Source organism: Nitrospirota bacterium (genome assembly GCA_016195565.1).
Taxonomy (GTDB): domain Bacteria; phylum Nitrospirota; class Thermodesulfovibrionia; order Thermodesulfovibrionales; family UBA1546; genus UBA1546.
Genome location: JACPZK010000005.1, coordinates 71,593 through 88,148 on the forward strand (window position 1 = coordinate 71,593; position 16,556 = coordinate 88,148).

13 protein-coding genes and 1 tRNA gene are annotated in these 16,556 nt (G+C 43.8%); 11 read left to right on the forward strand and 3 right to left on the reverse strand.

What is annotated here, in order from left to right; translation table 11 throughout:
- Window positions 1-142 precede the first annotated feature (142 nt).
- On the forward strand, window positions 143-1,228 hold the full coding sequence (locus HY035_01855; protein ID MBI3377135.1) for a hypothetical protein: 1,086 nt from the start codon (window positions 143-145) through the stop codon (window positions 1,226-1,228).
- Window positions 1,206-1,562 carry a roadblock/LC7 domain-containing protein gene (locus tag HY035_01860; protein MBI3377136.1) on the forward strand — a complete coding sequence of 119 codons (357 nt, stop codon included), beginning with the start codon at window positions 1,206-1,208 and terminating at the stop codon, window positions 1,560-1,562. Before HY035_01855 ends, HY035_01860 begins: the two co-directional genes overlap by 23 nt.
- Here the strand turns inward: HY035_01860 and HY035_01865 are convergent.
- Window positions 1,559-2,488 carry an RluA family pseudouridine synthase gene (locus HY035_01865; protein ID MBI3377137.1) on the reverse strand — a complete coding sequence of 310 codons (930 nt, stop codon included), beginning with the start codon at window positions 2,486-2,488 and terminating at the stop codon, window positions 1,559-1,561. The two genes, HY035_01860 and HY035_01865, sit on opposite strands and share 4 nt — an antisense overlap.
- Window positions 2,489-2,756: 268 nt before the next feature.
- On the opposite strand from HY035_01865, the gene bamA reads away from it, so the two are divergent.
- From bamA to HY035_01880, 3 genes are all read left to right on the forward strand, one after another.
- Entirely contained in the window at window positions 2,757-5,018 is a 2,262-nt protein-coding gene (gene bamA / locus HY035_01870; GenBank protein ID MBI3377138.1) for an outer membrane protein assembly factor BamA, read from the forward strand.
- Between the two features lie 82 nt (window positions 5,019-5,100).
- Window positions 5,101-5,667 carry an OmpH family outer membrane protein gene (locus HY035_01875; protein MBI3377139.1) on the forward strand — a complete coding sequence of 189 codons (567 nt, stop codon included), beginning with the start codon at window positions 5,101-5,103 and terminating at the stop codon, window positions 5,665-5,667.
- Between the two features lie 155 nt (window positions 5,668-5,822).
- A complete protein-coding gene (locus HY035_01880; GenBank protein ID MBI3377140.1) occupies window positions 5,823-6,023 on the forward strand; it encodes a cold-shock protein in 201 nt (66 codons plus the stop codon).
- 162 nt (window positions 6,024-6,185) lie between these two features.
- On the opposite strand, the gene HY035_01885 is transcribed toward HY035_01880, so the two are convergent.
- Both HY035_01885 and HY035_01890 read right to left on the reverse strand, forming a co-directional pair.
- A tRNA-Thr gene (locus tag HY035_01885) sits at window positions 6,186-6,260 on the reverse strand.
- 62 nt (window positions 6,261-6,322) lie between these two features.
- A complete protein-coding gene (locus HY035_01890; protein MBI3377141.1) occupies window positions 6,323-7,294 on the reverse strand; it encodes an MBL fold metallo-hydrolase in 972 nt (323 codons plus the stop codon).
- Window positions 7,295-7,421: 127 nt separating this feature from the next.
- Between HY035_01890 and galT the strand changes: the two genes are divergently transcribed.
- The 6 genes from galT to HY035_01920 all read left to right on the forward strand — a co-directional run bounded on the left by galT (window position 7,422) and on the right by HY035_01920 (window position 16,309).
- Window positions 7,422-8,417, forward strand: a complete 996-nt coding sequence (galT, locus tag HY035_01895; protein MBI3377142.1) for a galactose-1-phosphate uridylyltransferase — start codon at window positions 7,422-7,424, stop codon at window positions 8,415-8,417.
- Between the two features lie 2 nt (window positions 8,418-8,419).
- Entirely contained in the window at window positions 8,420-9,865 is a 1,446-nt protein-coding gene (glgA, locus tag HY035_01900; protein MBI3377143.1) for a glycogen synthase GlgA, read from the forward strand.
- A gap of 7 nt (window positions 9,866-9,872) precedes the next feature.
- Complete coding sequence (locus tag HY035_01905; GenBank protein ID MBI3377144.1) at window positions 9,873-13,199, forward strand: PAS domain S-box protein; 3,327 nt, start codon at window positions 9,873-9,875, stop codon at window positions 13,197-13,199.
- Between the two features lie 43 nt (window positions 13,200-13,242).
- Window positions 13,243-13,596, forward strand: coding sequence for a response regulator (locus HY035_01910; protein ID MBI3377145.1), 354 nt, complete (start codon window positions 13,243-13,245; stop codon window positions 13,594-13,596).
- Window positions 13,596-14,795, forward strand: coding sequence for a class I SAM-dependent RNA methyltransferase (locus HY035_01915; GenBank protein MBI3377146.1), 1,200 nt, complete (start codon window positions 13,596-13,598; stop codon window positions 14,793-14,795). Before HY035_01910 ends, HY035_01915 begins: the two co-directional genes overlap by 1 nt.
- Before the next feature lie 122 nt (window positions 14,796-14,917).
- A complete protein-coding gene (locus HY035_01920; GenBank protein ID MBI3377147.1) occupies window positions 14,918-16,309 on the forward strand; it encodes an L-seryl-tRNA(Sec) selenium transferase in 1,392 nt (463 codons plus the stop codon).
- Window positions 16,310-16,556: the final 247 nt, after the last annotated feature.

Consider the following 16,556-nt stretch of genomic DNA (forward strand, 5'->3'; position numbering starts at 1 on the left):
CCCGAAGGGTTCGTGGCAATCTCATCAGAAACTACGGGATTGCTTCGCTTTGCTCGCAATGACAACCTTCTATGTCTATTTTTCGGTAACAGTATAGGCTTGAACTTTTTCAGACGTTCTGTTAAGCTTTTTTTATAAGAAAATGGCATTTGAAGATATTGATAAATTAAAAGAGAAAGTGAAGAGGGATCCCAACTCAAAGCTTTTCGTCCCTCTTGCTGAAGAATACAGAAAAACAGGGATGCTTGATGAGGCCATATCTGTCCTGATGACCGGAATCACCAGCCAGCCGGGATATACAAGCGCAAGGGTATCACTCGGCAAGATATATCTTGAGAAAAAGATGGCGCCTGCGGCAAAGGAAGAATTCGAGAAGGTGATATCAGTGATACCCGATAACCTGTTTGCGCATAAGAAATTAGCCGAGATATACAGGGATACAGGAGAAAAAGAAAGGGCGATAGGAGAATACAGGGTAGTGCTCAAACTGAACCCTTTTGATGATGACGCTGTCTCAAATCTTGAGACTCTTCAGAGAGGCCATGTACAAGAGGAGAGCATAACAGCGCCGGAATCCGCTCCTGAAGAATTTTCTGTGCAGGGTAATGAAGCTGTTGAGCCCTCCACACAAACGGCGGGTAAAGAAACAATCAGGGCAGAAGAAGTTGAAGTTCTCCCTGCGGAAGAACCTTTACAGTCTCCGCATGGAGATGAGTTTGAGGAATTTAAGAGGTCTATAGCAGGGCAAGACGAATTAGCTTCTCCGCCTGAGGCGGATACGAAGGCTGGAGAGGGTACTCAGCCGGAAGGTGTTTTTGGTGAAGAGGTTATTTCGGATGAAGATATGGAAGAGGCGGAAAAGGAAGTAAGGTCCTATGCCGCGATATTCGGGGAGCAAGATATAGCACAGCCTCCTTCTTCTTTTGAGACTCTCAAGGAAGAAAAAGCGCCTGTAGCAGAGAGGCTGCCTGAAAAGGAAGACAAAGACAGATATAGCCTGAAGGATGCAGATCTGTTTATATCGGAAGATAATTACCTGAAGGCAATGAGTATTTACAGGGAGATGTTGTCTGCTAATCCACAGGATAAATATGTTATGCAGAAAGTTGAAGAATTAAGGATGCTGCTCAAGATACTTGGGAAAGACAAGGAAGCAGTAATTGATAAACTGGAAACCTTTGGTAAAAGGCTTAGGGAGAAAAAAGATGAGTTTTTCAGAAGTTCTTAAGGAAACAGTCGGGAAAGTTGACGGCGCAGTTTCTGCTATGATAATAAGCTCGGACGGTATGCCTGTTGAGGAATATGCCAGCGAGAAGCTTATTAATCTGGAAGACCTGAGCGCAGAGGCATCTGCAATGATTAAGGACATAGGCAATGCTGCCGAGACGCTCGGGCTTGGCGAGGCGAAGGAGTTTTCAATAATCTCCGATAAGTGCGGAATTATAATGAGGAAGATAAATAAGGATTATTATCTTGCGCTTATTATAAAGCCGGAGGGGAATTACGGAAAGGGCAGATTTGTTCTTAGGACCACAATCCCTAAAATAGAGAAAGAATTTTAGCCTCTTAGCTGTTTTATACTTTCCTCCATATCCTCAGGCATGGGGCTGTGGAATTCAAGGTATTCTCCTGTGACAGGATGAATAAATCCAAGCGATTCAGCGTGAAGCATCTGCCGTGGAAATGTCAGTTTTTCTCTTTCTTTTGTCTCCATCTCAATCTTTTTGCCGTAAGTGCGGTCTCCAAGCACGGGATGTCCGATAGATGCAAGGTGGACGCGTATCTGGTGTGTCCTTCCTGTCCGCAGTTTTGCTTCAATAAATGCTGTATGCCGGAATCTTTCAATTACCTTCCATATTGTCAGCGCCTCTTTGCCTCTCCTTACCCTTGTTGACATCTTTTTCCTGTCAGTCTCAGAGCGTCCGATGGCAAGGCTGATCTGCCCGCTGTTTTCTTTTGGGTTTCCGTAGATAAGCGCAACATATCTTCTGTTTATTGTCCGCTGTTTGAATTGCTCCGCAAGGTTGTAGTATGCGGCGCTGTCAAGAGCAACGACCATTACTCCTGATGTGTCTTTGTCAAGCCTATGCACAATGCCGGGTCTCAGCGGGCCGCCCGGCGCTTCAAGTTTCCCGCAGTAGTGGAAGAGGGCATTCATCAATGTGCCGCTGCGATGTCCGGCAGCCGGATAAACAACCATGCCTGATGGTTTGTTTACTACAACAAGGTGTTCGTCCATGTAGAGTATTTCAACAGGGATTGCTTCTGCAATGAGATGTTCCCGTTTTTCATCTTCGGCAGTTAATACAATAACGTCACCTGCTTTTACCCTGTAGTTCTGGCTTACAGTCCTGCTGTCAACAAGCAGAAACCCATTTTTTATGAGTCTCTGTATCTGTGAACGGGTAATCCCTGTTTCCTCAACGGCTAATACATCTATACGTTTGCCGGAATCCTTTTCCTGAACTTTCACTCTATGTGAGATCATTGTAATTTTAATTTTAACCCGAACCGTACGGATATTGTTTGATTTTTTTATTTACACGCGCCCTTTTAGAAAGCTATACTAACACGCTGTAGCTATTCTTTAGAGGAGTGAGCATAAAACCTCATGAGTTTTTAACTCACAAGGGATATGGAAATGTCAGTAAGTCTGTCATTCCGCACTTGATGCGGAATCCAGATAAAAGACAAAGAATGGATTCCCGCTTAATAACTGCGGGAATGACAAAAAAGAGGTATTTCTGGAGTTGAAGATGAGGAAAGCGTCTTTACTTTTTTTCTGTTTTATAATGCTTGCAGTGTTTATAAGCGGGACAGACAGCGTCTCAGCAGAGGAAATTTCTCTGCCTCTGGTGAATTCTATGGAGGTAAAGGGGCTTAAGAGGATAGAGGAAGCTGCCGTGAAATCCAAGATAACACAGAAAACAGGAGAACCGCTTTCTTCGGAGAAGACCACAAACGACATAAAAGACATTTACAAGATGGGCTATTTTGACGACGTCAAGGTTGAGATAGAGCCGCTTGAAGGCGGTGTAAGGGTTATATACCTGATAAAAGAAAAACCCACGATTATAAGCATAGACTTTCAGGGGAATAAGAAGCAGGAAGATTCAGACTTGAAAGAGAAGATAACAATAACGGCAAACTCTATAGCAGATACCGTCCTGATACAGGATAATGCCGACAAGCTGCGTGCCTTCTACGAAGAGGAAGGCTACTACCTGTCAAAAATCGTCCCTGTTGTGAAGAAGGTGAATGATGATGAGGTTACGCTTACATATCAAATAGAGGAAGGGCCTAAGGTCAAGATAAAGTCCATAGTAATTGAAGGCAATAAGGCCATCTCAAAAAAGGAAATAAAAAAGACAATAAAAACAGGTGAATGGTGGCTGTTCTCTTTCGTGACATCATCAGGGTACTATAAAAAAGACGAGATGAGCTTTGATATTGAGAGGATACGAAACCTTTACTTTAATAAAGGGTATATAAAGGTTGCTGTATCTGACCCCAAGATTCTCCTTACAGAGGATAAAAAGGGCATGATAATTACAATCATGATATCTGAAGGAGAGCAATACAGGATATCTTCTGTGGATATAACAGGGAATAAGGCGTTCCCCGAAAGCGAATTGAGGAAGAAGATAAAATCCGCTCCCAAGAATATATTCAGCAGGGCAATGCTGAGAAGTGACGTGGCTGCGCTCGGAGAAATGCATTCGGAGAAAGGGTATGCGCTTGTGAATGTTGCTCCTGACATTGTGCCTGATGATGCTGCAAAGCAGGTTAAGATAACCTTCAAAATAGATGAAGGGGATATTTACAAAATAGGCAGGATAGATATATCAGGCAATATCAAGACAAGGGATAAGGTCATAAGGAGGGAGATCAGGCTTGATGAGGGAGACACATTTAATAGTTCGCTTCTGAAGAGGAGCTATGAGAGGCTTAATAACCTTAATTTCTTTGAAACTGTTGATCTGCAGCCTAAACCTAAGCCGGAGGAGAAACTTGTGGACATTGATGTAAAGGTGAAAGAAAAGCCAACAGGTTCTCTCACCGTGGGCGGCGGGTACAGCTCTGTTGATAAGTTTATAGCCACTGCCGATGTCACGCAGGCCAATCTCTTCGGGACAGGGCGGCTCATAAAATTAAAGGGTGAATTCAGCGGCAGAAGCACAACATATAACCTTGGATACAGGGACCCCTGGTTTCTTGACAAAGAACTCTTATTCGGAACCGATGTCTATAAAACAACAAGAAAGTATTCCGCATACGACAGAAAGGCTATGGGGTTTGATGTATTGTTAGGCAAAAGCCTGTCTGAATACTGGAAAACAGATGTAACATATAACTTTGAGAATGTGACGATATTCAATATAGCCTCAGGGGCGTCAGAGAAGATAACAGAGCAGGAAGGCAAAAAAATAACAAGCAGCATTACGCCTGCAATTGCAAGGGATTCACGAAATAATTATCTTGACCCTCACACAGGCTCAAGAAACATGCTGTATGTGACTTATGCAGGAATTGGCGGAGACAATTTCTTTCTGAAAAGCGGCGTTGATTCCTCGTGGTTTTTCCCTGTCACAGAGGAGACCACACTTGCTTTTAGAGGCCGATATGGCCAGGCAACAGGAATATTCAATAAACCGCTGCCTCTTTATGAGAGATTTTATGTCGGAGGCATTTACACTGTGAGAGGTATCGGCTGGGGAGAGGGCGGGCCGCGTGATGCAAACGGCGAAGTAATAGGCGGGACAAAACAGGTTATATTTAACACAGAATATATCTTCCCTCTTGTCAGCGAGTTGAAATTTAAAGGGGTTATATTTTTTGATGCCGGCAGGGCCTTTGATTCTTTTAAGGACATTGAGGATCTTAAATACGGGGCAGGAGTAGGCTTCAGATGGTTCTCTCCTATAGGGCCAATAAGGCTGGAATGGGGGTATAATTTAAATAGAAAAACAGGGGAAAGTAAAAGCAAATGGGAATTTACATTCGGCAGCGCTTTTTAAATAGGCGCAAATACGTTATAGCGTAAAGCGTTATAGAGTTTATCGCGATAACGCAATAACTAAAGTTTAAAAAGGAGGAAAAATGAGAAAGATATTGCTATTAACATTGTGTTCAGTCCTGCTTTATGTCTCACCTGCAGGAGCGGCTGAAGCGCTCAAGATAGGGTTCGTTGATTTACCGCGTATATTTGCAGAATCAGACTCAGGCAAAAAGGCAAGGGCAGACATTGAAGCGATTGAAAAATCAAAAAAGGCAGTAATAGAAGAGAAGGTCAATTCTCTAAAAAAAATTGAAGAAGAGATTGCCAAACAGTCTTCCGTTCTTTCTGCCGAGGCAAAGAAGGCTAAGGAAGAGGAGTTTGAAAAGCTTCAGAGGGATGTTCAGAAGCTTGTGGCTGAAGCACGGGCAGAATTGCAAAAAAAAGAAACTGAGCTTACAAATGCAATTCTTAAAGACGTGAGCGACATTGTGGATGCTATCGGGTACGAGGAAGGATATGCGGTTATATTAAGAAGCGAGGTGGTTCTTTCTGCCAAGAAAGAGCTTGATATTACGGGCGCAGTTATAACAAGGCTTAATGAATCAAAAGGTAAGCCAAAAGAGGCGCCAAAAGTAAAACCGAAGGAAAAACCAAAAGACAAGAAATAAGGATTGGCCCCGTTAGAAAGCTTGCCCCGATAGAAGCAGCGCTTCACACGGGGCAAGCCCCCGCAATAGTTTCTAATGGGGTTGACCTTTCAGGAATTCTGTGCCAGAATAGCAAGTGAAGTTTCGGAAGTTTTTTAATAAGGAGGTACAGCACAGTGGCAAAAGGAACCGTAAAGTGGTTTAATGAGTCCAAGGGTTTTGGATTCATAACCAGTGAAGACGGCGGAGATGTTTTTGTTCACTATTCTGAGCTTCAGGGAGATGGCTTTAAGTCTCTATCTGAAGGGCAGGCAGTGAGCTTTGATGTTGTTGACAGCCCCAAGGGGCCAAAGGCAGCAAACGTTACAAAACTCTAAGCCAATAAAAACAGTCCCGACTTGTCGGGACTGTTTTCATTCCTGATACTTTAATCTTTTCCCGTTCAATGCCAATTTTTAAAAGTTTCAGCAGGCAAAGGAACGCTAAAATAGTAGCCCTGTATTTCGTCACAGCTTAGAAGAGTATCATCTTAAGTAATGTGGAGCCGGGGATGGGGGTTGAACCCACGACCTGCTGATTACGAATCAGCTGCTCTACCACTGAGCTACCCCGGCAACAAAACAAATTCAAGATTCAAGATTCAAAATCTCGGAATTCTTTTATTTTAAATTTTGAATTATTCTTTATTATATTCCATCAGCGCTTCTTTTTCAGGCGCGTCAGGGCATTCCCTGTATTTTGGAGAAAAGTGCATGACAACAAGGTTTTTAACGCCTGCCTCTCTCGCTATCCTTCCTGCGGTTTTTGCAGTGAGGTGATGCCTCTCTATGGCCCTTTCCCTGTCTTCCTCAAGAAAGTAAGCCTCGCAATAAAGAGTATCGGAATCTTTAACGAGAGTTATTATTTTTCTTATATTCTCCTCATCCATTGAGGAATCAGCAACGTAGGATATCTTTTGCCCCTCTGTTATCATCGCGATTTCCATGAGTTCTTTTTTGGTATATATTCTGCCGGATATTTTAAATTCTCTGTCCCCGCCTGCATTCTCTCTGACAGCCCTTTTAAATTCTGAAAGCCATGGCCCTACCGGAAGCGCCAGCCTGTTCAGCGCTGCCTTATCAATATTTATATGAAAATCCTCTTCAAGGGAAAAGCCAAGGCATGGTATCTGATGCGTGAGGCACGATGCTTTAACCTCAAAATATCCTTCTTTTAATAAGGTCCCGTCAAATGGTTTTTCACCGTAATCTGTTTTGTTAAAACAATTCTCCGCATAAAAACCTGCATGGCTGATATAGTTTTCATTTATGCCGAAGGCCTCTATTTTCAGCGGATATTCTTTTATCAGGTTCCAGGTGTATCCACGGAGTTTTCCTTCGATGCACTCAGTGATGTTGGAAGGCCCGAATATCCTTAGTGGAGCCTCTCTTCTCAGAAGCGCCCTTAAAAGACTGTCAAACCCTATGAAATGGTCAATATGGGTATGTGTTACAAAGACGTCTGTTATTTTCTGGATATCGTTTGGTTTTAATCTGTTTGTATAGCCAAGGTCGAAGAGAAGCGCCCGTTTTTCCCTGAGCACTCTGACATATACGCACGGGTCGTCAAAGGGACTGTTTATGGGTTTGTGATGAAAAGTCGGTTTCATAGGGGATTATATCCTATTGTGATATAATAATAAAAATTAAAAGTTTAAAGTTAGAAATTAAAAGTTAATGAATTCCTTACTTTTGAATTTTTACTTTTGATTTTTGAATTTCTTAATTGGAGGGTGTATGTCTGAACTTAGAAAAGATCCGATTGTCGGACGCTGGGTTATAATCTCTGTCGAAAGGGGCAAGAGGCCGACGGATTTTATATCGCCTTCACAGAGGAAGAAAGGCGGTTTCTGTCCGTTCTGTCATGGCAATGAGCATACTGCTCCGCCTGAGATAATGGCATTCAGGCCTCCGGGCACTCTGCCGGATTCTCCGGGCTGGACCTTGAGAGTTGTACCTAATAAATTCCCTGCGCTTCAGATACATGGAGAATTGAGCAAGACAGGGGAGGGAATATTTGACAAGATTAACGGGATAGGCGCTCATGAGGTTGTGATAGAGACGCCGGAGCATAACCTTTCACTCTCAACCATGCCTTTAAAGGCGGTTGAAGATGCGTTGTGGGCCTATTATATGAGACTTAATGACCTGAAGAAAGACCGGAGATTCAGGTATGTCCTGATATTCAAGAATGAAGGCGAGGATGCCGGCGCTTCGCTTGAACATACGCACAGCCAGCTTATCGCCCTTCCTATCGTGCCCAAACTTGTCAAAGAAGAAGTTGATGCGGCGGAACAGTATTTCAATTTTAAGGAAAGATGCATTTTCTGCGATGTCATAAATCAGGAACTTGAGGACGGCAGGCGCGTGATATACGAAAATAAGGATTATCTCGCGTTGGCGCCTTTTGCGCCGAGGGCTCCGTTTGAGACATGGATTTTACCCAAGAGGCATGAATCGGCATTTTACCCCCCGGATAAGGACTTCTCATTACTTGCAGAAATACTGCAGAGAATACTTAAGCAGATTGACAGGATACTTGATATTCCGCCATATAATTTTATTATCCATACATCACCTTTCTATAATGAGACAAACGAATACTACCACTGGCATATTGAGATAATGCCAAAGCTGACGAAGATCGCAGGCTTTGAATGGGGCTCGGGTTTTTATATAAACCCCACACCGCCTGAAGAAGCGGCAAAATTTATGAGAGAAGCTAAGATATAGCAATGAAGATACTTATTGCAACTCCTGAAGCAGTCCCTTTTGCCAAGACAGGCGGCCTCGCAGATGTCACCGGAGCGCTGCTGAACGAGTATAGGAAAATGAAGGAAGAGGCGTATCTTGTGGTGCCTCTGTATGGAAGAGTCAGGGAGAATTTCAAGCTGAGGGATACAGGTTTAAAAATAAGTGTTCCTTTGGGAAACAGGAAAGTAAAAGGCAGGATATTCAGTTATGAGAATTCAGCATATTTTATTGAGTGCGACGAGTTCTTTGACAGAGAAGAGATTTACGGCACACCGCGCGGTGACTATCCCGACAATGCAGCGCGGTTTATATTTTTTTCAAGAGGTGTGCTTGAAACATGCAGGGCCTTGGGATTTAGACCTGATGTAATTCACTGTAATGACTGGCAGACAGGGCTTATTCCTTTATATCTTAATACCGTATATAGTTCAGATAAATTTTTTGACAGGACTGCTTCCATAATCACAGTCCACAATTTGGGCTATCAGGGCTTATTTCCGCAGTCAGATATGCCGCTTACGGGATTTGACAGAAACCTGTTCACGCCTGAGGGGATAGAGTTTTACGGAAAGATAAATTTTTTAAAGGCGGGGTTAATATCAGCAGATTCCATAACCACGGTGAGCAATAATTATGCGAAAGAGATACTGAGCAGGGAATACGGATTCGGGCTTGACGGCGTTTTAAGGAAGAGGGTTTCTGTGTTTACGGGAATTGTAAACGGCATAGACAGCAGAGAGTGGAATCCGGAATCGGATGCCTTCATAAAAAGGAATTACAGCCTTCAGGATATTGACGGCAAAAAAGAGTGCAAGCTTCAGCTTCTGAAAGAATGTTCTATAAGGCCGGATGCTGAAAGGCCCCTCATAGGCATGGTGGGCAGGCTGTCCAGCCAGAAAGGGCTGGACCTCATTCTGGAATCTCTTGATGAAATCCTTTCTGCAGGCGCAAATCTCATCATCCTCGGCAGGGGTGATGAAATATTTCACAGGAGATTATCATCTGCCGCAAAAAAGTACAAAGGCAGGCTTCACGTTAAAGTAGGGTTTGAAGACAGTCTTGCACATAACATATATGCCGGCGCTGATATATTTTTAATGCCTTCAAGATATGAACCCTGCGGCATCGGCCAGCTTATTGCTATGAGGTATGGGACCATACCTGCGGCACGGAGGACAGGGGGGCTTGCGGATACAATATCGGATTACCAGCCGCTTGAGGGTGAAGGAACCGGGTTTCTATTTTCTGATTATACTGCCGATGCGCTTCAGGGCTGTCTGAAGAGAGCGCTCTGCGTGTATGTCAATAAGGCAAGATGGAAAAAGCTGATCCGGAGCGCAATGAAGATGAATTTTTCATGGGCGGATTCTGCAAAGAAATATATAGAGCTGTACGATAAAGTTGCAAGAATGAAGAGGCAATACTGAGGACATTATGAGCCTGAGGGGTAAGCTGACGGTTTTTACAATAGTTTTCTTTCTGCTGACCGCTGCGCTGATTGCAGGCAGCTTTCTTATTTTCAACCGGTTAAGCAGCACTTTCGACATCCAGAGATCGCTTATGAAGGAACATAACCTGCATGAGGACTGGAAATCATCCATAGTGAGTGTTGTGATGGCTGCCGAAGGATGGACTGTTACCGGCGAGGTCAAATTTCAGAGGCAATATAAACAGAGACTTAAAGAAGCATATACATTTTTTAACGGGCTTCCTGAGGCTGTGCGAAATAAAGAAGAAGTGAGAGCCATAAGAGCCGACTTTGACAAGATGAAAGAGTTTGCAAGCGCGATAATGTCGGCAAAACAGCCTGTAGGAGACATTCATGTTCTTTTTGCGCTTCGCATGCTTAAAGATAAGGAGAGAGAGGCCTATGAGAAACTCGGCGCTATTCATAGCGAATCAGTATTGAATCTTACTAATACTATTGCGCAAGGCGAGAGAATTGAAAGGCAGATGGGTTTTTATCTTGTTGTTCTTTTTGGCTTGAGTTCACTGGCAATTATGTCTCTTATTATCATCATGAAAAGAATAATTACGGCTCCGTTTGACGGCCTGATGAAGGCTACAGAAAAAATAAGCGGAGGCGAACTTGATTACAGGATAGATTCCGGGAGGAGAGATGAGTTTGGAATAATAGCGGGCAGATTTGACGAAATGATCGGAAAGTTGCAGGCGTCTCGCGTCAGCAATGAAGAGCTTTATGCATCAACAAAGAATCAGCTTCAAAAGCTTACGGTCCTTTATGAACTCATCACTGCTGTAACATCTGCAATGGATATTGATGAGATACTGGGGACCGTTACATCGAAAATTACAAGGCTGCTTGGCGCAAGGGGCTGCATTATAAGATTGCTGATGGAGGGCAATATCCTGAAAATAAAATCTTCCTATGGCCTGGCAGAGGATTTAAAAGAGCATATGGATCTCACACTGGGAAGCGGTATAGCCGGATGGGTTGCGAAAGAGGGTGAACCGCTGCTTGTTGAAGACGTGGCAGCGATGCCTCCTGATATGCAAGTGCCGTTAATCAATGCGAAGTCTGTGATATGTGTGCCGCTTAAAGTTGAAGGCAAGGTAATGGGAACCCTCGGCATCTACGATAAGGCAGGCTCTGAGGGAAATATCCTGCCGTTCTCGCCTGACGATATGAACACAGTGACTACCTTTGCCTCCATAGCAGCTGTCGCCATAGAGAAGGCAAGGATTTATGAAAGTGAACGCCTCAGCAAGCAAGAGGTGGCTCAGACAAAGGAATATCTTGAAAGCCTGATAAAAAATTCCGCGGATGCGATAGTCACTTCTGACCTCGATGGGAATATAACTTCATGGAATTATGGCGCTGAAAAGACCTTTGGCTACACAGCGGATGAGGCTGCGGGGAAATTCCTGCTGTTTGTCCCCCAGTTCCTTGTAGACGCTGAGAAGGAATACATAGGGAAAATAAAAAATGGAGAAACGCTCAAAGATATAGAGACATTGAGACAAAGGAAAGACGGCACAATAATTGAGGTCAGCCTGACACTTTCACCCATAAAAGATACTTCAGGAGAGGTTATAGGTATAAGCGGGATAACAAGGGATATCTCCGAGAGAAAACGCGTTGAAAAGGAACTTGTAAGGATGAACCAGGAACTCTCAAGGTTGTTCTTTATAAGTTCCGCTATGAGGGGCACCCTTGAGCTTGACAGGCTGCTCAGAATGATATTGACTGCAGTAACAATGAGCGATGGCCTTGGTTTCAACAGGGCGATTCTTTTTCTTGTTGATGAAAAAAAGGGAACTATAAAGGGCGCTATGGGTGTCGGGCCTGCAAGTTCTGAGGAGGCCTGGCAGGTATGGGAGAAGCTTTCTCTGGAGAAAAAGACGCTTCCTGATATTCTGTATGACATAGAAACCGGTCCTCTGGGAAAGGATTCATTCCTTGACAGGTTGAGCATGGGGATTGAGATCCCGCTTGAAGAAAAGACTATACTTACGCGCGCTGTTAAGGAGAAAACGGCTTTTAATGTCCCTGATGTCAAGGGAAAACCGCTGGCTGATGCTGTTCTTATTCAGCAGCTCGGAACCCATGCACACGCTGTAGTGCCTCTTATCTCAAGAGACAGGGTTATAGGAGTATTGTGGGTGGATAACCTCTTCACGAGGCGTTTGATTACTGATGAGGATATGAAATTTCTTATCGGTTTTTCAAATCAGGTTGCGAGCGTTGTGGAAAGCGCAAGGCTCTTTGATCAGGTAGCCCGTGCAGAGGCGGAACTTGAAAATATTTTCAGGTCCATTTCGGATATGGTCTATATTACAGATAAAGACTGTACGATAAGGAATGTAAACAAGGCAGTTGTTGACAGAATCGGAAAATCTGCCGGAGAGATAATAGGAGAAAAATGTTACAGGATATTCCACGGGATGGATGAACCATTTTCTGAATGTCCGCATCACAAAACTGTTCAGACGATGGGGGCATATATAGAAGAAGTCAAAGATTCGTATCTCGGAGGAATGTTTCTGACATCAGTCTCTCCTGTATTTAACCCAAATGGAGAGTTCATGGGGACTGTGCATGTGGTCAGGGATGTTACCGAGTTAAATAACCTGAGAGAAAAATTAGTTGCAACAGAGAGGATGGCTGCCCTAGGCGAAGTTGCTGCAAAGGTTGCGCATGAGATTAGAAATCCGCTTGTATCGGTCGGAGGTTTTGCAAAAAGGCTTGAAAAGAAACTTGACGGCAATCTTAAAGAATATGCAGGCATTATAGCGAGAGAGGTAGACAGGCTTGAAAGTATTCTCAGCGAGATACTCGGGTTTGTGAAAGAAGCCAGGCTGATGAAAGAAAAGGTTAATGTCGGAGAGCTTGTTGACGATATGATATTGCTCATGCAGACACAGCTAAGGGAAAGGGACATTAGAGTTCTTAACGAAAAAGGAGAGACGCCTCAGATTTATGTGGACGCCAACAGGATACGAGAGGCCTTGCTTAATATATTTAATAATGCAATTCAGGCTGTGGCGATTCACGGTACAATTACAATAAAGACATATACGGCAGACAGTAGTGCAGTCATAGAGATAAGCGATACAGGCCCGGGCATAGATGAAAAAGATCTGCCTTTCATCTTTAATCCGTTCTACACGACAAAGTTATCCGGCACAGGGCTTGGACTTGCAATCACTAAAAGGATTATAGAAGAGCATAAAGGGAAGATAGAGGTTGACAGCGCACCCGGCAAGGGGACAACATTCAGGGTGTTTCTGCCGGGTTAGAAATTTTATTCGCAAGGGAGTAAAATCTGTAAAAGGAGGGTGTATGAAGAAAGTGCTGGTAGTAGATGACGACATTCATATCCAGAAACTTTACAAAGAAGAGCTGGAAGAAGAGGGATACGAAGTTGTTGTGGCAGGCAGCGGCGCCAAGGCAATGGAGTTGTTTATTCAGGAAAACCCGGACCTTGTCACGCTGGATATATTAATGCCTGATGTGGACGGCATAAAGCTTCTTAGGCAAATGAAAGAAAAGAAACCCAGGCTTCCTGTCATAATGTCTACGGCGTATGACTACAGGGACGATTTTGCTGTCTGGGCTTCGGAGGCGTATATCGTCAAGTCAGCAGACCTTGATGAGCTGAAAAAAACAATAAGGACGCTTCTGGCTAAACAGTAATGTCACAGATAATAAAGGCACAATCCCCGGTATATGGCGGTTATGTAATTGCGCGTGACAGCGGAGTAATTTTTATAAAAGGAGCTGTTCCGGATGAGGTTGTTGAAGTTTCTATCAGCGAAAAGAAAAGAGATTACTCCATCGGCGCAGTCACAAATATTATTGAGCCCTCTCCTTACAGGATAAATCCTCCATGTTCTGTATTCGGCACCTGCGGAGGATGCCATTTTCAATTCATATCTTACGAAAGACAGGTCTCCATGAAAGAGGAGATACTGCTTGATTCTGTCAGCAGAATAGGGAAAATGGAAGCACATCTGTCCCCGGCTCTCACGGACAGGGATTACAACTATCGTTACAGGGGGCAGTTTAAAATTTCACAGGAGGGCAGGATAGGTTTTTATAAAGAGGGCACAAGGGATGTTGTGCCTGTTGAGGAATGCCCGCTGATGATAAAGGAGATTAACCTCATTGTGAAGGAACTGAATAACAGGAAGTTATCAGGGATAAAGGAGATACATATCTCTTGCGGAGATGCCGTAAATGCATTGATTAAGTCAAAGCTCGCAGCAGAGGATATTGAGGAAATAATGAGCGGCATTGGATTTTCAGGCATTGCATTTGAGACCGGAGAATCAACAGGCAGAGATTACATAAGGCTGGACCTTAACGGACTTCAGTATACCGTCACTCCATGGAGTTTTTTTCAGGCGCACTGGAATCTTAACAAAAAGGTTGTTGAGTTAATAGTAAATAAACTGCAGCCGCTGGGAAACATGCGTGTCCTTGACCTTTATGCGGGAGCCGGTAATTTCTCCCTGCCGTTGGCAGTATATGCATCTCAGGTTGCGGCTGTTGAAGAGAACCGGCATGCGGCAGATGACGGGCAGAGGAATGTAAAATTAAACAGCATAAAGAATTGCAAATTCATTAATTCATCGGCAGAGAGATACAGGATTCAGGAGAAATTCGATATTGTGTTGCTGGATCCTCCGAGGCCGGGACTGCATCCTGATGTTGCAAGGAAAGTCCTTGATTCGTCTCCGGGGAAAATTGTTTATGTCTCCTGCAATCCTGCGACGCTTGCGAGGGATTTGAAGAAGTTCAGCGAAAGATACAATGTGGATTCCCTCCGCATGATAGACTTTTTCCCCAATACGTATCATGTTGAGGCGCTGGCTTTTATGAGTTTAAAGTAGTAATGGCATGCATGCCTCCATAAAAATGCGGTTGATTTTTACATCCATGTCGATGCTAATGCATTTTTCGAATTGACATAGTAATTATTGACAATACACATCAATTGTGTTAGAAAAATTGCATGAGCGAAAAACAGAAATTACTTAAAGAACTTCCGTCTGTTGATGAGGTACTCAAGAGCAATGACGGCGCTAAGTGGCGCAGGACATATCCGAGAAAATATGTTCTGCAGGCAATAAGGGATGTTATTGACATGAGGAGAAAAGAGATAATGGAAGCGTCTTCCACAGATGTATCAGTGGAAGGGATGTCAGGCGAGATAGAGATGAAGATAGAAAAACTTTCGGCTTTTAGCCTTCAGCCTGTTATAAATGTAACAGGCATAGTGATACACACAAACCTTGGCAGGTCAGTATTGTCAGAGAAAATACTTGATAATGTAAGAAAAATTGCAGAGAGCTATTCCAATCTTGAATATAACCTTGAGGCGGGCAGGCGTGGAAAGAGATATGCCCATATCACGAGAATCCTCAGGGAAATCACAGGCGCTGAGGATGCCTTGATAGTCAACAACAATGCGGCTGCTGTTCTTCTCTGCCTTAGCGCTCTGGCAAAAGGCAAGGAGGTAATTGTCTCAAGAGGAGAGCTTGTTGAGATAGGAGGCTCGTTCAGGGTGCCTGATATTATGTCGTTAAGCGGAGCTGTCCTGAGAGAGGTCGGGACAACGAACAAGACGCATCTGTATGATTATAGAAATGCGATTAATGAAAACACGGCATTAATTCTCAAAGTGCATCAGTCAAATTACAGGATTTCAGGTTTCACAGAGGAAGTGCCTGTTGCTGATTTAAAAAAGCTTTCAGAGAAATATCACATCCCGGTGATGTACGATCTCGGAAGCGGATGCATGATAGACCTGAAACCCTATGGAATACATTCTGAGCCTGCGGTTCAGAATGTAGTAGAGTCCGGCGTGGATATTGTAACCTTCAGCGGTGACAAGCTCCTCGGAGGGCCGCAGGGAGGCGTTATCGTTGGCAGAAAGGAATATATTGAAAAGCTCCAGAAGAACCCTCTGACAAGGGCGATAAGGATAGACAAGCTCACCCTTGCGGCATTTGAGGCAACGCTTATGGAATATCTTGATGAAGATAAGGCCGTAGAGAATATTCCTACGCTTAAGCTGCTTCTCCAGAAGCCAGAGAGGATAAGGGAAAGGGCGAAAAAGATAGCGCTGCTGTTGAAGAGAAAGGTTAAGGCTGCAAAGATAGAGATAACAGAGGACACGTCAAAGGCAGGAGGAGGCTCATTGCCTGAGATAGAATTCCCGACATATGCTGTGTTAATAAGCCCTGACAATATCTCTGTCAATGACCTTGAGGAAAGGCTGAGAAAAGGGGCTCCTTCAATTATTGCGAGGGTTAAAGACAATGCGCTTTTGCTTGATGCACGGACAATAAGAGAAGATGAAATAGGCAGCCTTGTAAAAGGTGTTCATGCGGCTCTTTATTAATAGGGGTTACAAACAGGACTAACTTTCGCTTGCTACGATATTTTTAGACAGTTCTAAAACTCATTCCGCTACATCCTCGAAACTCGTTTCCCGAAATATTCGGGAAACTCAGACAGTCGAGGCTGTGGCCGCTTCATTTCGTTAAGAACTGTTACCGAAAAATCTCTGATGCCGCTCAAGTCAGTCCTATTTGTTTGATGCCAAATAAATTCTTGCCTTATAAATCGGCGTAATGTTATATTTTGTT